The organism is Novosphingobium sp. B 225, assembly GCF_002198665.1.
In the GTDB taxonomy this organism is placed as follows: domain Bacteria; phylum Pseudomonadota; class Alphaproteobacteria; order Sphingomonadales; family Sphingomonadaceae; genus Novosphingobium.
This window is the reverse complement of sequence record NZ_MWLM01000049.1, coordinates 1-21,407: the sequence shown is the minus strand read 5'-3', so window position 1 is coordinate 21,407 and position 21,407 is coordinate 1. Positions and strand designations below refer to the sequence as shown.

The following is a 21,407-nucleotide window of genomic DNA, read 5'->3' as shown; positions in this document are numbered from 1 at the left end:
CCCGCCGCCGCGCTGCTGGGCTGGTATGACCGGCAGGCCCGCGTCCTGCCCTGGCGCGCCGCCCCGGGCCAGCCGCCGCCCGATCCCTACCGCGTGTGGCTGTCCGAAGTGATGCTGCAGCAGACCACGGTCGCAGCGGTCCAGCCCTATTTCGCGAAATTCACCCTGGCCTGGCCCACGGTCGCGGCGCTGGCGGCGGCGGACGAGGGGGAAGTCATGGCCGCCTGGGCGGGGCTGGGCTATTACGCCCGCGCCCGCAACCTGATCGCCTGCGCCCGCGCCGTGGCGCAGAGTGGTGGGGCCTTTCCCGATACCGAGGACGGACTGCGCCAGTTGCCGGGGCTGGGGGCCTATACCGCCGCCGCCGTGGCCGCGATCGCTTTTGGCCGCCGCGCGGTGGTGGTCGATGCCAATGTCGAACGGGTGGTGGCGCGGCTCTACGCGATTGCTGAACCGCTCCCAGGTGCCCGCAAGGCGATCCGCGCACGGGCCGACGAGCTAACCCCGGACGAGCGCAGCGGTGACTTTGCCCAGGCGATGATGGACCTTGGGGCCACGGTCTGCACCAGTCGCGCGCCGCGTTGCCTGCTCTGCCCCCTGGCCGAATGGTGCGCCGGGCGGCGTGCCGGGGCGGAGCGCTATCCGGTCAAGGCGGCCAAGCAGGCCAAGCCGCTGCGGCAGGGCCGCGCTTTCTGGATCGCACAGCCGGGTCAGGTCTGGTTGGTGCGCCGGCCCGGCAAGGGCATGCTCGGCGGGATGCGCGCGCTGCCCGACGATGGCTGGAGCGCGCGCGGCGATGGCTCGGGCCAGCTGCCGCTGCCCGGTAACTGGCGCAGCCTGGGCACGGTGCGCCACAGCTTCACCCATTTCGATCTTGAATTGCAATTGATGCTGTATTCCCCGGAAGATTGGGTTAGCCTTGGGGCAGAACAAGGCGAATGGTGGGCGATTGACCGGTTGGCAGAAGCTGGCCTGCCGACCCTGTTTGCCAAGGCTGCCGCGCTGGTCTTGGCCAGTTGAACGCGGGTTTTGGGGAGATCACAAGTGCCTGCTCTAACTGAACTGCGCCTCAACCGGCGCGAGCTGCTGGGGCGCGGCGCGCTTGGCGGACTGGGCCTGGGTCTGGCCGGATTTCCGGCTCAAGCGCTGGTGGCAGCGGCGGCGGCACGGGATTTTCCGGCAATCAAGGCCTTGCTGGACGGTCTGGTTGACAGCGGCAAATTACCCGGCGCGGTCGCTTCGATCGGGTTTGGCGACCAGCCGCCGCAATTCATCACGCGCGGCAAGCTGGCCTTTGGCGATGCGCCGGACATGACGCCGGACACACTGTTCCGGATCTATTCGATGACCAAGGTTGTCACCGGCATGGCGGCAATGGAACTGATCGAGCGCGGGCGGCTCCGGCTCGATCAGCCAATTGCCGATTTCCTGCCGGCTTTCGGGCAGATGCAGGTGCTGCTTTCGCCTCATGCGCCGCTCGATCAGGTTCGCCCAGCCCGAACCCAGATCACCGTACGCCACCTGCTGACCCATACGGCCGGGCTGGGTTATACCATTATCCAGCATGGGCCGATCCAGCAGGCCTATCTGGCCGCCGGGCTAGGGGCTGGGCGGCTCAGTCGCCATCCGCTGCCGGGCACACCAGCTACCCCGGCCCAGGCCCCCAGTCTGGCGGCCTTTGCTGATCGGCTGGCTGCGTTGCCATTGGTCTATGAACCGGGCACGCAGTGGTCTTATTCGGTCGGGCTCGATCTGCTCGGCCGGGTGATCGAACTTGCCAGCGGCAAAAGCTTTGACCGCTTCCTGCAGGAAACGATCTTCGGCCCTTGCGGCATGGCCGATACCGCGTTCCATGTGCCCGGTGCCAAGGCCGCGCGGCTGGCAACCAATTACGGGATCAAGGACGGCAAGGCGCTGCCGATCGATCCGGGTGCAAGCTCGGTCTATCTCGAACCGCCTGCGGTTGCATTTGGCGGATCGGGGCTGGTTTCCACGCCGCGGGATTATGACAAGTTCATGGCCATGCTGGTGGCTGGCGGCCGGTCGGGGCGGCGGCGGGTGCTGGGCCGCGGCGCGGTGCAGCAGGGGGGGAAGAACCTGGTCCCGTCCGGGGCGATTACCGCGGGCAGCTTTGTCGACAGTGCGGGCAACGGTGCGGGCGCGCGGGCCGGGATCGGGACCAAGACCGGGGTGATCGGCTGGAGCGGCGCGGCGGGCACGGTGTTCCGGGTCGATCTGGCGCGCGGGATCCGGGTCGCCTGCTATACCCAGTACATGCCGTCCGAAGCCTATGCGATCTACGACACCTATCCGGCGGCCGCCGCCACCGATCTTGCCGCGCCGCAACTGATCTGAAGGAATACGGGACAATGGAGCACAGCGAAGATCTGGACCGGACTGTTTCGCGCCGGGGACTGATCCGGGGCGGAGCCTTGCTGGGTGCGGGAGCGGCGCTGGCCGGTCTGCCGCTTGCCCGCGCTCTGGCGGCAACCCCGTCCCCGGTGCCCTGGCCGCATGTGACCGGGCTGATCGAACGCTATGTTCAGGCTCGCAAGGTATCGGGCATGATCGCGGCGCTGGGCTGGCAGCAGGCCGCGCCGCTGTTCATCGCCCGCGGGCGCGAGGCGTTTGATGATCGCGATCCCAATAGCGCGCAAAGCCTGTTCCGCTGCTATTCGATGACCAAGCCGGTCACCGGCCTGGCCGCCGCGATGCTGATCGATCAGGGCAAGCTGCGGCTTGACCAGCCACTTGCCGATTTCGCGCCGGAGTTCGCGAAAATGCAGGTGGCGATCGATCCCAAGCTGGGGCTCGATGCCCGGCCGACCGACAAGCTGATCACGATCCGCCACTTGCTGACCCATACCGCCGGGCTGGGCTATGCCGTGGTCGGGCGCAACAAGGTGGCGGATGAGCTCAAGCGACTGGGCGTCAATCCCGGCCAGATCTCGCGCCGCAAGCTGCCGGGGATCAACGATGGCCCGGCGTGCCCCGGCCCGGACGAATTCCTGCGCCGCGCCGCCACGGTGCCGCTGGTGGCAGAGCCTGGCAAGGTCTGGCGCTATTCGATGGGGCTTGACGTGCTGGGGATCGTCATCGCCCGCGCCGCCGGGGTCAGCGGGCTCGACGTGTTCCTGCAGGAACAGCTGTTCGGCCCGGCGGGGATGGGCAGCAGCTTCTTTCAGGTTCCCGGCAGCGCCAAGCCGCGGCTGACCACCAATTATGTCCTGCTTGGCGGCGTGCCGCTGCCGATCGACCGGCCAGCCAATTCGATTTACGATAGCCCGCCGCCGTTCGCCTTTGGCGGATCGGGGCTGGTATCGAGCCCGGCGGATTATGACCGGTTCCTGAAACTGATCGTCGGCGGCGGGCTGATCGATGGCAAGCGCGTGGTGAATGAAGCTGCGGTGCAGCTTGCCACCAGCGACCTGCTGCCGCCCGAAGCGGATCTGACCGGCACCTGGGTCGCGGGCAACCGGTTTGGCGCGGGGGCGATCCTGGGGGCGGGCAAGGACGAAGGCCTGTGGGGCTGGTCGGGCGCGGCCGGCACGGTCGGCTTTGCCCAGACCCGGCTGGGCCTGCGCACCAGCCTGTTCGTGCAATATATGCCACAGGACCGGCTGCCGATCCTCAAGGAATTCCCGCAAGCGGTTGGCGCAGATCTGACCGCGATGGGCCACAACCCGAACCTGACAGGACCGAAATGACCATGCCGATCGCCTTTGCCGGATCGAACCTTGATCGTGCCGACCATGTCCGGGCCGATCCGGATCAGCTGAGCGCCGCGATGGACTGGCGCGCCCGGCTGCTGAGACTGGACGGGCTCGATCCCGTGATCACGCCAGAGGCCCGGCTTGACTGGGGAACGCTGGCCGATGCCGATCCGGACAGCGAACTGGTGTTCCTCGGCCTGCTGGAGGGCAAGGCCTGCTTCGCCGAAGTCGCCACCAGCCTGATCGGCTCGGTCGCTCCGGCCAACCCCCGGCTGTGGGCGGCGATGTCCGCCTTGCCGGACGCGGAGTTGGCGACCTATGGCACCGCCCGCGCCGTGGTCGATTGGCACGCTCGCCACCGCTATTGCGCCCGCTGCGGCTGCCCCACGGTGCTGGCCAAGGGCGGGTGGCAGCGCAATTGCACCAATGACACCTGCAAGGCCGAGCATTTTCCCCGGGTCGATCCGGTCACGATCATGCTGGTCGAACATTCGGACCGCCTCCTGCTTGGCCGCCAGCCGCGCTTCCCGCCGCGCCGCCTGTCCGCCCTTGCCGGGTTCGTCGAGCCGGGCGAAAGCATTGAAGAGGCCGTCGCGCGCGAGGTGCACGAAGAAGCCGGGGTGCGGGTCCGCGATGTCACTTACATCGCCAGCCAGCCCTGGCCGTTCCCTTCCAGCCTGATGATCGGCTGCCACGCCCATGCCCTGTCGGACGAACTGACCATCGACCGGACCGAGCTGGACGAGGCCGGCTGGTACACCCGCGCCGAAGTGGCCGCCGCGATGGCCGGGGATGACAGCGCCCCGTTCATCGCCCCGCCGCCGCAGGCAATCGCGCATCATCTCCTCAACTGGTGGCTCAGCCGATGACCAATCCGACCAAACTCACCATCGACATCTATTCCGACGTGATGTGCCCGTGGTGCATCATCGGTTACAGCCAGCTGCAAAAGGGCCTGGCCCAACTGGAGGGAGAAGTTGAGGCCGAGGTCCGCTGGCTGCCGTTCGAACTCAACCCTGATATGCCGGTTGCCGGTGAAGGGCAGAGCGAACACATCGCCCGCAAATATGGCCGCACGCCCGAACAGGCAGAGGCCAATCGCGGCCAGTTGCTGAGCATCGGTGAACGCGCGGGCTATTCCTTTGCCTATGCCGGGCAGGGGGAACCGCCCAAGGCGTGGATGTGGAACACCTTTGCCGCGCACAAGCTGCTCAAATGGGCGCTGATTGAAGGCGGGCCGCAGGTCCAGACCGGGCTCAAGCTGGCCCTGTTCGACGCCCATTTTCAGCAGCGCCGCAACGTGTCAGACGCGGACGTGCTGGTCGAACTGGCCGGGGCGCAGGGGCTTGATCCGGCCGGCGCGCGGGCCGCGCTGGAGGACGAGGCGCTGGGAGTGATCGTCCGGCGCGAGGAAGCGGCGGCGTGGGACATGAACATTTCCGGCGTTCCGGCAATGGTGGTCCAGGGCAAGTTCCTGATCCCCGGCGCGCAGGAGCCGGAAGTCTATGCCAATGCCTTGCGCCGGGTTGCGGCCAAATTGGGCGCGGCGGCGTGAACCCGGACTTTTCCGGCCAAGTTGCGGTGATCACCGGCGGCGCGGGCGGAATTGGCCGGGCATTGGGCCGCGCGCTGGAAGCGGCAGGGGCCAAAGTGCTCGCCGCTGACCTTGCGGGGCAAGATATCTTCCCTTGCGATGTGGCCGATCCTGCTGCGATTGCGGCGCTGGCGGACCATGCCTGGGACCGTTTCGGGCGGGTCGATCTGCTGATCAACAACGCCGGGATCGGCGGCGGGGGCAAGCCCTTGCCCGACATGCCGCTGGCCGATGCGCGGCGGATCATGGAAGTGAACTTCTGGGGGGTGTGGCACGGCTGCGCCACTTTCGCTCCGCGCCTTGCCGTGCAGGATCATCCCAGCGCGATCTATAACGTGGCGAGCGAGAATGCCCTGTTCTGCGCGGTCAAGCGGTCCGCTGCCTATATCGCATCGAAACATGCGGTGCTGGGCCTGACCGAAAGCCTGCGCGAAGACCTGCCGCCGCATGTCCATGCCGGCACGATCATTCCCGGCTGGGTCGGGACCGAAATCAATCCGGCGGCGATCCGCGATCTGGCGATGGACGCAGACCGGTTTGCCGCCATCGTTCTGCCGCAGATTGCCGCGCGCGAACGCTTTGTGGTCAGCCATGCCTATAATCCGGTGCGGATGCACGAACGGATCGCCGCGCTGGACGAAGCCTATGCTCGCCACGCCCCGCGTTATCCGGGAGATGACGAATACGACGTCCGCAGCTTCATCGCCCGCCAGCGCGCCCGGCAGGGCTGAAGCAGGGCGCGGATACCGGGTGACAGGAGCGGTCACAAAGGTGACAGATCAGCCCAATGTGTCACCCTGATTTTTATAATAATTGCAATATCTTGTGCCGAACAAGGTGACACTTCTGCCATTTTTGGAAAAAATGCGGACGCAAGCCGGTCTGGCAGCGCAAATGGTGGGGGTCGACAATGTCAAAGAGCGACCCGCCTTATCGCAGATTCGCGCCGTGTAGGAAAGTTTGGCTGTGGATTCTGGGCCGGGGCAGGGTTCAATGCGCCTGATCCGGTGTGTTTCTGGATCGTATATTCGGCCTTAAAATACTGTGGCTCACCTGTTCGATTGCGGTTGCATGTTTTTTCAAACATTGGTCTGATCTGGCGAATTCAGACTCTTAGTCCAAGTGCTGCCAACAAGGTTTTATTGATGAGATTCTTGCTCGCTTTTCTGTTGGCCATGATGGGTTACGCGGCCCACGCGCAATTAAGCGGTGGAGGTGGCGGCGCACCTGAAAGTGCAGAGGCGCTGCAACAAAAATGCAGTGCCGGTAATGCGGTTGCCTGCGCAAATCTGGGCTTTCGGCATTTGCGGGGCGATGGCCTGCCCAAGGATGCCAAGCAGGCGCTGACTCTGTTTATGCGCGCCTGTGATGGCGGCGATGCCATCGGCTGCACCAGCGCTGGAGATATTCACTTTTCTGGCGAAGCGGTGACCAGGAACCTGCCAAAGGCAGCAGCGCTTTATCAACGGGGATGTGACGGCGGCGATGGCGAAGGCTGTGTCGCGCTGGCGCTCAGCCATGGCAAGGGTGAAGGCGTGGCGAAAGACGATGCCAGAACTGCTCTGTATGCTGATCGCGCCTGCAAACTGAACAACCAGCTTGGCTGTGCATTGTTGGGGCTCGCCTTTGCGGAAGGGGTTGAAGGCTATGCCAGGGATTCCCGGCGCGCAGACGATTTGCTGTCAACCGCGTGCTTCAAGGGTGCCAGATTTTCCGAACGGCCCGATGCCGCGTCGCACGTCGCTTGTCCGGGCCTGGCCAAGCTGCGGGGCGAACCATCGTGCATGACCGAAGTGATCGTTAGCTCGGCGGAGAGCAGGCGCCATTGCTATGATGACAAAGCGGGTTGGGTGACAACAGTGACGCCCCGGGCGACTGCGCCTTCCAGCGGGGCAGTGGCACCTGCCCAACCGGGCGGCACAGCATCGGCCTTTGCTGTGAACGCTGCAAATCTGGCGGGCATCAAGGCTTACGATGCCAGGGATTATGGGACTGCACTGATGCGCTATGCCGAAGCCTGTGATCAGGGTGTGGCAACTGCCTGTGGCAGTTTGGGCGCGATGTATTTCAAGGGCACAGGCGTAAGCCGCAACGGCGCCCGCGCCGCGCCCCCCCTTGCCACAGCATGTGATGCTGGCCTGACCTATGCCTGCGCCTATCTTGCGGTGCTGTATGACAATGGCGATGGCGTGACGGTCAATAAGGCGATGGCGTTTACACTCTTCAATGGGGCTTGTTCGAATTCAGACATCGAATCCTGCTTTCATCTTGGTCGTCTGTATCAAAGCGGCCAAGGAACAACGGTTAATCTGGTGCAGGCTGCGTTGTTGTATCAGAAGGCTTGCAATGCGGGGGTCGCGGATGGTTGTTCCAGCATTGGAACAATGCACGCAAATGGGGTGCACTTTCCGCGGAGCGAAGCTCAGGCCGAATCTTTTTACAACCTTGCTTGCCGAAAAGGTGGCAAAAAAGGGTGCGAGCTTTCTGCTTCCCTGGTCGCTGACAGAGAGCGGCGAAAAGCAAATGCTTTAGCAGAGGCGCAAGAACGCAAGAGGGCGCTGGCTCAGTCAAACCAATCTTTCACTGTCGGCAAACCTCAGCGCGCGGTAGATTGTATCAAATCAACCATCGCTCCATTGCCAAAGCGTGGCACTTACTCAGAATGCAGATTTGGTGAATGCAAGGAATATTACCAAGGTGAGGTAGGTCAATCCATGGATGACGCGCTGTTCCGCATGTTTAATCCTCCGAGACTGAAAAACATATGCGACAGACCTGTTGACGTACATGTGAAGTATAGTTCATCTGAACTACCTCATGAAAAATTCACAATGCTTGCAAATGAATCTAATAAAGCCACGACATATGTAAATCCAATAGTGGTAGATGCTAATTGGGCAAAGAAATAGAAAGTATATAGATAAGCTGGTGAAACGGAATTTTTATGAAAATCAATTTTCTAGGTATTGGTTTAGTTTTTGTATTTTATTTTTATTCGCCAGCTCATGCCGCCGAATGCCGCACCGCATCGCTTCCAGACGGCACCCCGGCGATGTTCTGCAAGGACAAGAGCGGCAACTGGAAGCAGCAGGAAGGCAAGCTGGTTGCTGCAACACCTAGGTCCGCAGCGGATGCTGTGACAGCCAAGGGGCAGGCGACCTATCGGGGTACTTTTTCTGCGGCGGTCAGCAAACGCCAGCGCTCCCGGAGCCAGATTGACCTGAGCAGCTTGCTCAATCAGGCAGTGAACAGCAACGCGACGCGTTACCAGGGTGCGGTCAATCTCGTGATAAAGTTCGATGGCGCGGCAGTCACAGCGCAATTGAGTGGCACGGGCGGCATCCGTAACAGCACCTTTACCGGGCTGGTCCAGGGCGGAATTTGCCGGATTGTCGATGCCCAGAACATCGAGGTTTGGGAAGGGCCATGCAACCAGACCCGCTTTTCCGGCACGATCAAATCCACCGCCAGCAACCGCAACATTGTTTCCGGCAGTTTTGACACGCAGGCTAGCGACTATGTCGATTCAGCAAAACGCGATGCTGAGCGTTCGGCGCTAAAAGCGGAATGCGATGCGGGGCGGCAAACGGCTTGTGTCGCCTTGGATCAGATGCGGTAGCCGGCAGCGGTCCGGCGCAGCGCGTTATACCACGTGCGCAGCGCCGCCCCGCGCTGTGACGCCCCCATCCCCATCACAACCCCAGAACCGCCTTGGCGATGATGTTGCGCTGCACTTCGTTTGAGCCGCCATAGATCGAGGCCGCCCGTCCGTTGAGATAGCGCGGCACGGCCATCATTCCGAAGCTGTCCGTCAGGCCGGATTCGTTGCTGTTCATCTGCCGCGCTTCGTGCTGGTCCGCCGCACCATAGTGGCCTGCCACTTCGACCGCGAGTTCCTGAATCGCCTGTTCGGCTTCGGTCCCCTGCAGCTTGAGCATGGAAGAGGCCGGGCCCGGGCTGCCGCGGGTGGCCATGGCGGAGAGGACTGTCGCTTCCACCGCCTCGATCGCGGTGACTTGCGCCTGCAGCAGCGACAAGCGGCGGCGCAGGGCGGGGTCCTCCAGCAGGCCGGTTTGCTCTGCCGCGCCGCGCACCGCGTCCAGCGCAGCAAACAGTCCGCTGGCATAGGCGCTGGTCCGTTCGAATTCGAGCAGGTACTTGGCCACGGTCCAGCCCTGGCCTTCCTCGCCCAGCCGCCCGCTCATCGGCACGCGCGCGTCTTCGAAGAACACTTGGTTGAAATCGTGGTCCCCGGCGATCGAATGGATCGGGCGCACGGTGATCCCGGGAGTCGCCATGTCGAGCAGCAGAAAAGTGATCCCGGCCTGCCGCGCCGCATCGCGCGATGTCCGTACCAGGCAGAACATCTTGTTGGCGAAATGGGCGTGCGTGGTCCAGATTTTCGACCCGTTCAGCACATAATGATCGCCGTCAGGATCAGCCCGCAATTGCAGCGCGGCAAGGTCTGACCCGGCCTGCGGTTCGGAATAGCCCTGGCACCAATAGTCCTCACCCGACAGGAGCCGGGGCAGGTAATGGGCCTGCTGCTGCGGTGTGCCATAGGCCATGATGCACGGCGCAACCATCCGCAGCCCCATCGGTGCGATCGCGGGCGTGCCTGCGCGGCGGCATTCCTCGGCAAAGATGTGGCGCTGGGTCTCGTCCCAGCCGGGGCCGCCGAATTCGGGCGGCCAGGCCGGAGCAGCCCAGCCGCGCGTGGCCAGCCGCCGCTGCCATTCCAGGGCATAATGCTTGTCGACGAACACAGAGCCCGCCAGCCGCGCTGCCTCGCGCAGCTCCTCGCTCAGATTTTCCGCGATCCAGCTGCGTACGTCTTGACGAAAGGCCAGCTCGGCGGGGGTTGGATCGAGATGCATGGCATGGGCTCCACTTGGGTTCGGCGCGATCTTGCATGGGAATGCCGGGGGCGTCCAGCGGTCCGCTTTGCCCGGGCGATCTGGCCTGCGCGCAATAAATTGGAGTTGTGGCGACAAAGGCGCTAAGGGGCGCGCTCAACGACATTCCCGCTGCCCGTCTGTGGCGGCATTCCCCTCAAGATTCGTGAGACCGTGATTTTCCAGACCCCCTTTGCGCCGCTCGCCGAAGCGCTCGCCGCGCGCGGTTATGCCGCTCCTACTTCGGTTCAGGCCGCCGTGCTCGAACCGGAAGCCCATGACCGTGACCTGATCGTTTCCGCGCAGACCGGTTCGGGCAAGACCGTCGCCTTTGGCCTCGCCATGGCCGGACAGCTGCTCGAAGAAAGCGGACAGGCGCGCTATGCCATGGCGCCGCTGGCGCTGGTGATCGCGCCAACGCGGGAACTGGCCTTGCAGGTCAGCCGCGAACTGGCCTGGCTCTATCAGGCAAGCGGGGCGCGGGTAGCGACCTGTGTGGGCGGAATGGACCCGTCGCGCGAACGCCGTGCGCTGGCGCAGGGCGCGCATATCGTGGTCGGCACGCCGGGGCGGCTGCGCGACCATCTTGAACGCGGCGCGCTGGACCTGCGTGAACTGGCGGTAGCCGTGCTCGACGAAGCGGACGAAATGCTCGACATGGGCTTTCGCGAGGACCTTGAGGAATTGCTCGATGCAACGCCCGAAGGCCGCCGCACGATGCTGTTTTCCGCCACCATGCCCAAACCGATCGTGGCACTGGCGCGGCGCTATCAGCGCGATGCCTTGCGCATTTCCACGGTCGATGCCGATCAGGGCCACGGCGATATTGCCTATCAGGCAATGGCGATCGCACCTGCCGATATCGAGAACGCGGTGGTCAACGTGCTGCGCTATCACGAAGCGGAAACCGCGATCCTGTTTTGCGCCACGCGCGACAATGTCCGGCACCTCCATGCCAGCCTGACCGAGCGCGGCTTTGCCGTGGTCGCGCTGTCGGGCGAGCATAGCCAGAACGAGCGCAACCACGCGCTACAGGCGCTGCGTGACCGGCGCGCGCGGGTTTGCGTCGCCACCGATGTGGCCGCGCGCGGGATCGACCTGCCGGGACTGTCGCTGGTGGTCCATGTCGAAGTGCCGCGCGATGGTGAGGCTTTGCAGCACCGTTCGGGCCGGACCGGGCGGGCCGGAAAGAAAGGCACCGCGATCCTGCTGGTGCCCTATCCGCGCCGTCGCCGGGTCGAAATGATGCTGCGCAGCGCGCGGATCCCCGCCGAATGGATCGCCCCGCCTTCGGCCGCGGATATTCGCGCGGCGGACAGCGAGCGCCTGCTCGCCACGCTGCTCACGCCGGTCGAACCGAACGAAGGCGATGCCGAACTGGCCGCGCGGCTGCTGGCCGAACGCTCGGCGGAAGAGATCGCCGTGGCGCTGGTCCAGGCGCACCGCGCGCGCCAGCCCCAGCCCGAGGAACTGCTCGCCACCGATGCCCCGCCGCCACAGGGCCCGCGCCCCGGGTTCGAAGGCAGCGTCTGGTTCCGGCTTAACGTCGGTCGCCGCCAGAACGCCGATCCGCGCTGGGTGCTGCCGCTGCTGTGCCGGCGCGGCCACGTCAGCCGCAGCGAGATCGGTGCGATCCGGATCACCGCGAATGAAACCCTGTTCGAAGTGCCCGGCACCATCGCCGCGCGGTTCGAGGCCGCGGTCGGCCGCACCGCCGAAGCAGACGACGGGGTCGAGATCGTGCGGGTGGAAGGCAATCCCCGCAACGCTGCGCGGCAAGCGGCCGGACGCGGCGCAGATCGCGGGGCGAACCGGGGCGAGAATCGCGGCCCGGGCCGCGGTGGACCGCCTCCCGGCGGGAAATTCAAGCACCGCAAGGGGCCGCACAAGCCGCGCTGATCCGGGGCCCTGACCGGCGCGATCAATCCTGCTGCAAGGCCTGCAGCCGCTTGGCGAACTGGACGAAGAACGGCGGCACCCCGGTGTCATAGGGCTTGAACCGGGTGCGGGCATCGGCCAGGCGGTGCTTCATTTCGGCCAGCACGGCGGGATGGTCACGGGCCAGGCTATATTCCTCGGCATCGCTGGCGGCCATGTCGTAGAGCTCTTCAAAGCCCATCCGGGCCAGCGGCAGCTTGATCGAGCGGTAATAGGTCTGGTCAACGTATTTCCAGCGCTGGGTCCGCACTGCCGCCACTTCGTTGTTGTTGAACAGCAGGATCTGGTCATGCGGCGAAGGCGCGCCGCGGGTCAGCACGCCGGTCAGGTCCTTGCCGTCCAGTTCCACCCCCTGCGGCAGCGGCAGCCCGGCCAGCGCGCAGCAGGTTGGCAGCAGGTCAATCCCGCACAGGATCGCGTCGCTCTTGCGCCCGGCCGGGATCCGCCCCGGCCCCCAGGCCAGGAACGGCACCCGGTATCCCCCATCATAGCCTGCCCCGCCCTTGCGGTCGCGCAGCGGCTGGCTTGATCCTTCGAACCAGGGACCATTGTCGGATGTGAACATCACCACCGTGTCATGATCCTGCCCTAGCGCGCGCAGCCGGGCGAACAGGCGGGCCATGATCGTGTCGATCTCCAGGATCGAATCGCCATAAGGGCCAGCCCGCGATTTGCCTTGCAGCCGGGTAGGCGGGACGCTGGGCAGGTGGGGCGAACTCAGCGCCAGTTGCAGGAAAAACGGGCGGTCCCGGTTGGCGGTGATGAATTCTTCCGCCTTGATGAAGAACTGTTCCTGCAACTGTTCCAGCGGCAGCTCCAGCCGCACCTCGGGCTGGCCCACTGCGGCATCATAGACCGGCAGGGGGTGCATGTCGTGGCTATAGGGGATGCCAAAGAACCGGTCGAAGCCATAGTGGATCGGTGACCAGTCCGGCGCGCGGTGGCCCAGGTGCCACTTGCCAAACAGGCCGCTGACATAGTCCGGCTTCAGCGCCGCCGGGATCGTCACTTCGCTCAGCGGCAGGCGGCGGTCATCGCCTTCCATGATCACTTCAAACCCCAGCCCGGTGCGCACCGGATAGCGCCCGGTCAGGATCCCGGCGCGGGCCGGGGTGCAGATGTTGGCGGGGCTGTAATAGTCGGTCGCGATCATTCCTTCGCGGGCCATGCGGGACAGCGCCGGGGTGGGGATCGATCCGCCGAAGGGGGCGATGTCGCTGTAACCCAGGTCATCGGCCAGAACCACGATCAGGTTGGGCTTGCGCCGCGCATCGCGTGCCATGCCGCGCCCGGCAAAGGGCAGGCTGGCCAGCGTTCCCGCGGCGGCACCCAGGATGTCACGTCTGCTGGTCATGGCCGGGGGTCTCCTGCGGGGCGGCCGGGGCTGCCGCCGGTTTGAAATGAACCGGCCCGGACTTCCACTTGGGAAGTCCGGGCCGAGAAGGAAGCACGGTCAGAAACGGGCAAGTCCGGTCAGAACTTGATCCCTGCCGCGACGCCGTAACGGCGCGGTTCCAGCGTGAAGATGTTGGTCGTCAGGCCCTGAGACTGATCGGTAACGGCCAGCCCGGTGATCGAGCTGGAGTCGCTGATGTTCTGGATGAACCCGCGCAGGAACCAGCGATCGTCAGTTCCGTTGAGCTGGACCTGGGCGTTCATCTGGGCATAGCCGCGGATGCGGTTGATCGACCCGTTGAAGATGTTGCCATAGCTGTCCCCGACATAGATCAGGTCAAACCGGGGCACCAGGCTCATCCCGTTGTCGAATTCAGCGGTGTACTGCACCCCGACGTTCCACTTGAAGTTGGGCGCCTGGGGCAGCTCCTTGCCGCGGATGTTCTGCGCCAGACCGACGTTGGTGACGCTGAACGGCAAGGCCCCGGTGGGCGTGGCGAACAGGCCGCGCAGCCCGGCAGAGGGGTTGGCGATGGTCGCAGCCAGGTTGGCGCAGAGGCCAAAGGCCCCGGTTGCGCCTACGCCGCTGCCAGCCGGGAAAGCAACCGGACCGGGCAGGCCCAGCGCGCCGTTGAACGCGGTCACCAGCTGGCGGGCACCAGCGCCGTTGCCTGCGGTGTTGGGGGTAACCACGCAGTTGAAGGCCGCACCCATATCCTTGATGATCACCGCGTCGTCGCGGCCCGCCGCCGGATCGCGCGGGTTCTGCACGAACAGGTCGCTCGCCACCTTGGTGTGGAGGTAGCTGGCGCTCATGTTGATCGCCAGCGGCCGGATCGGACGCACGATGGCTTCCAGTTCCACCCCATAGATGGTGGCATCGACGTTATCGTTGACCGAGGTGCGATTGACGATCCGCGACAGCTGCATGCCCTTGTACTGATAGTAGAAGGCCGAGCCGTTGAGAGTCAGGGCGCCCCCGGCGAACTTGTTCTTGGTGCCGATTTCGAAGGCGTTGACATATTCCGGCTTGAACGTGGTCGTTGCCAGCAGCCCCGCGGCAAGCGGCGGGTTGATCCCGCCCGATTTGTAACCGCGCGAATAGGAGGCATAGAGCAGGTTGTCGTCGCTCAGCTTGTAATCGATCACCGCACGCCCGGTCCAGGCACTGAATGACGAGTTGCGCAGCTGGTAGGCATCGCAGCCCGGGACCGAGCCATAGTTGCCGACCACTGCCGAACCCGTGGTGGGGCAGGCGGTCAGCGGATCGGCATCGAACCCGGCGGCATAGGGCGAGGCATAAACATTGGACGTGCCATAGGGCACCAGGAAGTTGAGCAGCTGGTTGCGCGCCTTCAGTTCCTTCTGATCATGGTTGTAGCGCAGCCCCAGGGTCAGCTTGAACTTGTCGCTCGGCTGCCAATAGGCTTCGCCGAACAGGCCATAGCTCTTGAGCCGGAAGTCAGGCGTGTAGCTGTCAAAAGTAGTCGAACCCAGATAGCTGGGCGGGGTGGCAGTGCCGGTCAGCGTCCGCCCCAGCGAGGTCAGCGCGCCCAGCACGGCCCCGGCATAGTCAAGCCCGAACGAGCTGACGTTGTAATGCGTCTCGTCAATCTTGTTGTCGAGATAGGTCGCGCCGAGCAGGAAGTTGATCGGGCCGTCCAGCTTGGAACTGACCAGCATTTCGGCCGACCAGGTCTGCACGTTGTTGCTGGAACGGTCATTGCCGATCGGATCGGCCCCGCAGATCTTGCTGCCGCCGAATACGCCGGTGTCACCTGCATTGGGTACCGAGGTGCAGAGCACGCCGGTGGGCCCGTTGGGGATCAACGCGGCAGCAGCGGGGGCGAAATAGGCCGCCGATCCGGGGATGCCGGGGATGCCAGTGGTGGCATAGGCCTGCAGCGTGGCCAGGCCCGATGCAAACAGCGCACGGTTGGCAACCGACTGGCCCGAATCGACCCCCGAATTGACCTTGGTCTTGGAATACATGCCGGTCAGTTCAACTTCGAACTGGCCGAAATTGTGCCGCAACGAACCCTGGTACTGCTGTTCGCTGGCAAGGTAGTAGGGATCAAAGCTGGTGCGGATCACGCGGTTGTCAGCCGGATTGACCTGGCCTGCCAGCACATCGGTCCCGGTCAGGTTGACCAGGCCCAGCGCGGCAAAGGCCGACCCCAGCGCTGCGCCGCCCTGCGCGCGCAGCAGCTGGACCGAAGGCAGGGTGTAGGACAGCTGCGAATTGGCATTGGCATATTCAAACCCGCGCGTATCGGGCAGGCAGCCCAGCACGCCGGTGGGATCGCGGTGGCACAGCTGCTTCTGGATCCGCAGACGGTTGTCGTCTTCGTGGAAATAGTAGGCCATCAGGTCCAGCGTGGTGTCCGGGCTGGGTTCCCAGCGCAGCGAACCGCGCACCCCGTACATGTCGCGATCGTCCACCTTGTGGCCGTTATAAGCGTTGAGCGTATAGCCGTCGCGCTTGAGATAGTATCCCGCCAGGCGCACGGCCAAGGTATCGCCGATCGGGGCATTGACCATGCCTTTGGCCTTGATCCCGTTGTAATTGCCGTATTCGGCCTCGGCGCTCACTTCAAAACCGGTCAGCTTGGGCTTGGCGGAAATGAAGTTGACCACGCCCGATGTGGCGTTGCGGCCAAACAGCGTGCCTTGCGGGCCGCGCAGCACTTCGACGCGTTCCAGATCGAAGAATTCGGTTTCGAACAGGCGGGTCGAAGGGGTTGGCGAACCGTTGATGTGGATCCCGGTCGCGGCATCGCAGCTGACCCCTACGCACAGGTCACCCACCCCGCGGATGGTGAAGCTGGAACTGGTGAACCCGGTCTTGGTGAACGTGATGTTGGGCAGGGTCAGCATCAGGTCGCTGGAATTCTTGATCTGCTGCTTTTCCAGCGCTTCGGCATTGAACGCTGAAACGGCGATGGGAAACGCTTTGCAGCGTTTCGTTCTGGCGCTGCGCGGTCACGACGATTTCGGTTTCGTCGGCAACGTCCTCGGCCGGCGCGGCTTGCGCCAGGGCCGGGCCACTGGCGGCGCACCAGACGGCAATCATCGATGCGGTGCAGAACAGGCGTGTGACTTTCATGGTTTCCCCTCCCATATTTCGACATGCGGCTTTTCGGCAGCGCGCTCGTCAGGCCAATACCCTATCTTACTGGCATTCCAGTGCAAGGCAGAAAGCGGACGGGAAGAGCAGCTTGGGCAGTGCTGCCAGTCGGCGGTCTGGCCCGGCAGATCTGCCCTGCAGCCCGTGTCACCCCGGTTGCCGCATGGGCCAGGCCGCCACCTCGGCATCACACATAGCGCTGGTTTTCCTCGCCAGAATGCGGCTGACCAAACGCCGCTTGACATGATTGTCCAATCGGAATAATTGGCCTGACCAGTAAGTCAAACCGATTCCGGGAGGGGTCTCATGTCACGCAAGTTCCTTTTGCTCACGGGGTTCTCGACCCTCGCTTTCGCTCAACCGGCCTTTGCCCAGGACGCTGCCGCACCGGCTGCTCCTGAAGCAGGTGCGGAATCCGGGGGGCTGGAAGAAATCGTGGTGACCGCGCAAAAGCGGGAACAGAACCTCCAGAACGTGCCCGTTTCAGTCACCGCGCTGAACAGCGAAGCGCTGGAGCGCAACCGGATCGCCGACTTTTCCGACCTGACCCGCGCCGCACCCTCGCTGACTGTGACGCAGTCGACCTCTTCGCCGAACAATTCGATCATCATGCGCGGGATCGGCACGTTCGCTTTCTCGATCGGGGTCGAACCCAGCGTCGCGGTGATCGTCGATGACCTGCCGGTGGTCCAGCAGGCCCAGGCCTTCGATGCGCTTGGCGATGTCCAGCGGATCGAAGTGCTCAAGGGGCCGCAGGGCACGCTGTTCGGCAAGGCGGCTTCGGCGGGTGTGGTCAACATCGTGACCAAGGATCCCTCCACGGAACTCAGCGGCAGCTTCGCCGCCACGGCTGCCACTGACGAGGACTACCGCGTCGAAGCCTCGCTCTCCGGTCCGATCGGGGGCAGCGATTCCGGCTTCCGGCTCGGGGCATTTTACCACAGCTTCAAAGGCAATGTGCACAACCTGACCACGGGGCGCTGGCTCAACGATGTCGAAGGCTATGGCCTGCGCGGCAAGCTCAAGCTGGCAATCTCGCCGGACGTGTCGATCACGGTGGGCGGGTCCTATGCCAAAAACACCCAGAACGGGACATCGACCACGATCCGCTCGATCGCCGCAGGCAGCACTCCGCGGGTGCTGGGCAATGCCGCTGCACCGCTGTTCCCGTCGCTGGTCGGGGTCACGGCCGGGCCGGGCAACCAGAACGCCAGAATCGATGCCGAAGGGGCAACCACCAACGAAACCGGCACACTCTCGGCGCGGCTGGTGGCAGACCTTGGCGGGGTCAACCTGATCGCGGTGACCGGGTATCAGGACTGGAAGTACAATTTCCAGAACGACGTCGACGGCACCGATGTCAACATTCTGGGGCTGCTGACCGGCGGGGCGGTCAACGGCGGGATCGCGCAGAGCGGGCCCTATCATTCGCAAAGCTTCACCCAGGAACTGCGGCTGGTGTCGACCGGCAACGGGCCGTTCAAATACGTGATCGGCGGCTTCTTCGCCAATTCCAGCACCAACCGCGCTTTCACCCGGGGCCCGGTGGCTCTGCTCGCCAGCTGGGATGCCAAAGCGACCAGCCGCAGCGCCGCGCTGTTCGCCCAGGCCGACTATACCCTGCCGACCGAAACCACCATTTCCGCTGGCTTGCGTTACAACACCGAGCGGATTGGGGTGCGGTTTGACAATCTGCTGGGCAATGCCACGCTCAACACCTGCCTGATCGGCAATCCGGCGTGCCGGGGCCAGCACAGCGACGATGTGGTGACCTGGAAGGCCTCGATCTCGCAAGAGGTTGCGCCCAGAGTGATGGTCTATGGCAGCGTCGCCAGAGGCTACAAGGGCTATGCCTATGATGTGTCCTCGGGCTTCAACCCGGCGCGGATCGATGCATCGCTGGCGGGCACTGGCGCAGGTCTGAACGGCGTTGGTCCGGTCAAGGCCGAACATTCGACCTCGTACGAACTGGGCCTCAAAAGCCGGTTCATGGACAACAAGGTCCAGCTCAACCTCACCGGCTTTGTCACCGATTACAACAACTTCCAGGCACAGTCGGCGGTGATCATCAACCTTGCTCCGCAGTTCGTGCTGAACAACGTGGGCAAGCTCAAGACCAAGGGCGTCGAGGCGGAGCTGTCGGTCAAGCCGAACGACTGGCTGCGGTTTGACGGGTCGGCCAGTTACACCGACGCCAAGATGACCGCGTTCCCCGGTGCCCAGGGCTATCCGGATCAGACCGGGGCAACCTGGAACGGCAGTGCCTCGGTGCTCGCCGCGGGCTGCACCTCGGCCCCGGCCGCCACGGCCGCTGCGCCGCGTTCGCTCTGTGCGTTCCAGGACCGCAGCGGGGCGGCGCTGCCGAACTCGCCCAAGTTCAAGTTCGCGCTGGGCGCCAATGCCGATTTCCCGCTGGGCGGCGATAACAAGGGCACGCTGACGCTGGGCTATCAGCACCAGAGCACGGTCAACTTCGACCTGCTGGGCAATCCGCTGCTTGAGCAGAAGGCCTATGGCATCTTCAACGCCAGCATTGGCGGCGAGTTTGGGCCGGTCAAGGCGACGCTGTTCGTCAACAACCTGTTCGACACGCATTATGCCGCCGGGCTGAGCGATGGCTTCGCCACCCTTGGCGGCGGCGTGACCAACCCGGCGCACGTGATCTATCAGGTCCGTCCGCGCGACAGCGACCGGTTCTTCGGGATCAAGCTGCAGTACGCTTTCGGCGGCTGATCCGGACAAACAGTTCCACCCTCTGGCCGGGCATCTTTTGGGTGTCCGGCCATTTTTTCTGATAGATACGGCGAACACGGGGAGGATGCGATGAAGGGCAAGCTGCGCTGGTGGATCATCGGGCTGGTCACTTTGGGGACGGTGCTCAACTACCTTGCGCGGTCGACCCTGTCCGTCGCCGCGCCGACGCTGAAGAGCGAGTTCGCGATGTCGACCGAGCAGTACAGCTGGGTCGTGCTGGCGTTTCAGGCCAGCTACACCGTGATGCAAACCGTCGCAGGCGGCTTGCTCGACGTGCTGGGCACGCGGCTGGGGTTCTTCCTGTTTGCGCTCGGCTGGGCCTTTGCCAACATGGCGCATGGCCTGGCCACTGGCTGGCAAAGCCTGGCCGCGTTCCGTGCGCTGCTGGGCGCGACCGAGGCAGCGGCGATCCCGGCCGGGGCCAAGACCGTGTCGCAGTGGTTCCCCAGCCGCGAACGGCCGCTGGCGACCAGCCTGTTCCAGATGGGCACCAGCGTGGGCAACATGATCGCCCCGCCGCTGGTCGCGTTCTGCATCCTGGCGTGGAACTGGCAGGCGGCCTTTGTGGTCACCGGCGCGCTCAGCCTGGCCTGGGCGCTGCTGTGGTGGTGGGGCTACCGTGACCCTGACAATCATCCTGCCCTGTCCCCCGGTGAACGGGCCCTGATTGCGGGCGAACCCGATCAGGAGCTGCCGGGCAAGCCCGCCACCCGCAAGGCCGTGCTGCAAAGCCGCAGCTTCTGGGCCATCGCGGTGCCACGGTTCCTGTCCGAACCGGCCTGGCAGACTTTCAACTTCTTCATCCCGCTCTATCTGGTCGCGGTCTGGAAGCTGGACCTCAAGAGCATTGCGCTGTGGGCCTGGCTGCCGTTCCTGGCGGCAGACTTTGGCAGTCTCGCCGCCGGGTTGCTGCCACCCTGGCTGATGCGGCGCGGAGCCGGGCTGCTCAGCTCCCGCAAGGTCACCATGACGCTGGGCGCGCTGTGCATGGTCGGGCCGGCCTGCATTGGCCTGGCCACGTCACCCGGCATGGCGATTGCCCTGTTCTGCGTTGGCGGGTTCGCGCATCAGATGCTCAACGGCGCGCTGATCACGCTGTGCGCCGATGTGTTCGAAAGCCGCACCGTTGGCACCGCCAGCGGCATGGCGGGCACCGCAGCGTGGATCGGGGGGATGCTGTTCACCCTGCTGATCGGGCAAAGCGCGGACCAGTTCGGCTATAACCCGCTGTTCGTGGCGCTGGCCGCGCTCGATCTGGTGGCGGCCGGGGTGCTGTGGGTGCTGCTGCGCGAACGGCGGGCTCCGGCCTGAGCGAAAGTCACAAAGGTCACAAAGGTCACAAAGGTCACGCGGAATCGCTGTTTTGAACTGTGTGACCTTCGTTGATTTTCAAGGATAACCCGTTCGCCGGGGCCGTGCGGCAGCAATGCCCTCCTCACCCGCCCCGGCGCAGCGCATCCAATGCCTCGCGCAGCTGGAACTGGGCGCTGACCAGGCTGGGCTTGGTGATCATGTTGCCGGAATCCGCGCGGATCTGCATGAATTCGGCGGCTTCGCCCCGGCGGTGCTGGTAATCATCCTCCATGCAGTCGAGGAACTCTTCAAAGTCCTCTGCCACGGCCTTGGCCGGGGGCGTGCCCAGCGCCTTGTTCGAACCGAGCCGTTCGATCGTGGTCAGCAGCGCGCGCGGATCGCGGCGGCGCTTTTCCAGCACCAGCTTGCCATCGCGAAAGTGGCGCTCGATCGATCCGTCAAAGGCCATGTCGATCACATCGTCGATCATCCGCTGCCGGGCGAGCAGCAAGGCGGCGTCCCAGGCCAGGGCAAAAGCGCGCCCGCTGGTCCGGCGGCGCAGGCGATAGGCCGTCTCACGCGACATGCCGACCTCTGCCGCGGCGCGTTCAACACTGCCGCATTCGGCCAATGTCTCGCAGAACTGGCGTTGGCGTTCGGGGGTCCAGCCATCGTGACGCTCGGCTGGAGCGTCACGA

15 protein-coding genes and 1 pseudogene are annotated in these 21,407 nt (G+C 64.5%); 11 read left to right on the top strand and 5 right to left on the bottom strand.

The window, feature by feature from the left end:
* The 8 genes from MNBBLIKP_RS08265 to MNBBLIKP_RS08230 all read left to right on the top strand — a co-directional run.
* Positions 1 to 1,020, top strand: a 1,020-nt coding sequence (locus MNBBLIKP_RS08265; protein ID WP_088309342.1) for an A/G-specific adenine glycosylase, incomplete at its 5' end; no start/stop codon positions are given.
* A gap of 24 nt (positions 1,021 to 1,044) precedes the next feature.
* The gene (locus tag MNBBLIKP_RS08260) at positions 1,045 to 2,355 is read left to right on the top strand and encodes a serine hydrolase domain-containing protein (RefSeq protein WP_088309341.1); all 1,311 of its coding nucleotides are present in this window, start codon (positions 1,045 to 1,047) and stop codon (positions 2,353 to 2,355) included.
* 14 nt (positions 2,356 to 2,369) lie between these two features.
* Positions 2,370 to 3,707, top strand: coding sequence for a serine hydrolase domain-containing protein (locus MNBBLIKP_RS08255; protein ID WP_088309339.1), 1,338 nt, complete (start codon positions 2,370 to 2,372; stop codon positions 3,705 to 3,707).
* The gene (gene nudC, locus MNBBLIKP_RS08250) at positions 3,704 to 4,582 is read left to right on the top strand and encodes an NAD(+) diphosphatase (protein ID WP_088309337.1); all 879 of its coding nucleotides are present in this window, start codon (positions 3,704 to 3,706) and stop codon (positions 4,580 to 4,582) included. The genes MNBBLIKP_RS08255 and nudC overlap by 4 nt, the downstream gene beginning before the upstream one ends.
* Positions 4,579 to 5,268 (top strand): DsbA family oxidoreductase, encoded by a 690-nt coding sequence (locus tag MNBBLIKP_RS08245; protein ID WP_088309336.1) that lies wholly within the window; start codon positions 4,579 to 4,581, stop codon positions 5,266 to 5,268. The genes nudC and MNBBLIKP_RS08245 overlap by 4 nt, the downstream gene beginning before the upstream one ends.
* Complete coding sequence (locus MNBBLIKP_RS08240; RefSeq protein ID WP_088309334.1) at positions 5,265 to 6,038, top strand: SDR family NAD(P)-dependent oxidoreductase; 774 nt, start codon at positions 5,265 to 5,267, stop codon at positions 6,036 to 6,038. Before MNBBLIKP_RS08245 ends, MNBBLIKP_RS08240 begins: the two co-directional genes overlap by 4 nt.
* A gap of 330 nt (positions 6,039 to 6,368) precedes the next feature.
* Complete coding sequence (locus MNBBLIKP_RS08235; protein ID WP_140420557.1) at positions 6,369 to 8,216, top strand: tetratricopeptide repeat protein; 1,848 nt, start codon at positions 6,369 to 6,371, stop codon at positions 8,214 to 8,216.
* A 35-nt stretch (positions 8,217 to 8,251) separates the two neighbouring features.
* The gene (locus tag MNBBLIKP_RS08230; protein ID WP_088309330.1) at positions 8,252 to 8,926 is read left to right on the top strand and encodes a hypothetical protein; all 675 of its coding nucleotides are present in this window, start codon (positions 8,252 to 8,254) and stop codon (positions 8,924 to 8,926) included.
* Positions 8,927 to 8,999: 73 nt separating this feature from the next.
* Here MNBBLIKP_RS08230 and MNBBLIKP_RS08225 read toward each other — a convergent pair whose 3' ends face one another.
* Positions 9,000 to 10,184, bottom strand: a complete 1,185-nt coding sequence (locus tag MNBBLIKP_RS08225; protein WP_088309328.1) for an acyl-CoA dehydrogenase family protein — start codon at positions 10,182 to 10,184, stop codon at positions 9,000 to 9,002.
* 192 nt (positions 10,185 to 10,376) lie between these two features.
* Between MNBBLIKP_RS08225 and MNBBLIKP_RS08220 the strand changes: the two genes are divergently transcribed.
* Positions 10,377 to 12,101 (top strand): DEAD/DEAH box helicase, encoded by a 1,725-nt coding sequence (locus MNBBLIKP_RS08220; protein ID WP_088309326.1) that lies wholly within the window; start codon positions 10,377 to 10,379, stop codon positions 12,099 to 12,101.
* Positions 12,102 to 12,123: 22 nt separating this feature from the next.
* Here MNBBLIKP_RS08220 and MNBBLIKP_RS08215 read toward each other — a convergent pair whose 3' ends face one another.
* The 3 genes from MNBBLIKP_RS08215 to MNBBLIKP_RS18260 all read right to left on the bottom strand — a co-directional run bounded on the left by MNBBLIKP_RS08215 (position 12,124) and on the right by MNBBLIKP_RS18260 (position 16,641).
* The gene (locus MNBBLIKP_RS08215; RefSeq protein WP_254912968.1) at positions 12,124 to 13,494 is read right to left on the bottom strand and encodes a sulfatase-like hydrolase/transferase; all 1,371 of its coding nucleotides are present in this window, start codon (positions 13,492 to 13,494) and stop codon (positions 12,124 to 12,126) included.
* 119 nt (positions 13,495 to 13,613) lie between these two features.
* Positions 13,614 to 16,433, bottom strand: a complete 2,820-nt coding sequence (locus MNBBLIKP_RS08210) for a TonB-dependent receptor (RefSeq protein ID WP_254912969.1) — start codon at positions 16,431 to 16,433, stop codon at positions 13,614 to 13,616.
* Positions 16,336 to 16,641 (bottom strand): hypothetical protein, encoded by a 306-nt coding sequence (locus MNBBLIKP_RS18260; protein ID WP_254912967.1) that lies wholly within the window; start codon positions 16,639 to 16,641, stop codon positions 16,336 to 16,338. The genes MNBBLIKP_RS08210 and MNBBLIKP_RS18260 overlap by 98 nt, the downstream gene beginning before the upstream one ends.
* Before the next feature lie 327 nt (positions 16,642 to 16,968).
* Here MNBBLIKP_RS18260 and MNBBLIKP_RS08205 point away from each other — a divergent pair, with 327 nt between their 5' ends.
* On the top strand, positions 16,969 to 19,395 hold the full coding sequence (locus MNBBLIKP_RS08205; protein ID WP_088309324.1) for a TonB-dependent receptor: 2,427 nt from the start codon (positions 16,969 to 16,971) through the stop codon (positions 19,393 to 19,395).
* A gap of 90 nt (positions 19,396 to 19,485) precedes the next feature.
* Positions 19,486 to 20,727: an MFS transporter gene (locus tag MNBBLIKP_RS08200; RefSeq protein WP_088309322.1), complete on the top strand. Its 1,242-nt coding sequence runs from the start codon at positions 19,486 to 19,488 to the stop codon at positions 20,725 to 20,727.
* A 124-nt stretch (positions 20,728 to 20,851) separates the two neighbouring features.
* Here the strand turns inward: MNBBLIKP_RS08200 and MNBBLIKP_RS18020 are convergent.
* Positions 20,852 to 21,407, bottom strand: a pseudogene (locus tag MNBBLIKP_RS18020) (hypothetical protein); the annotation flags it as partial.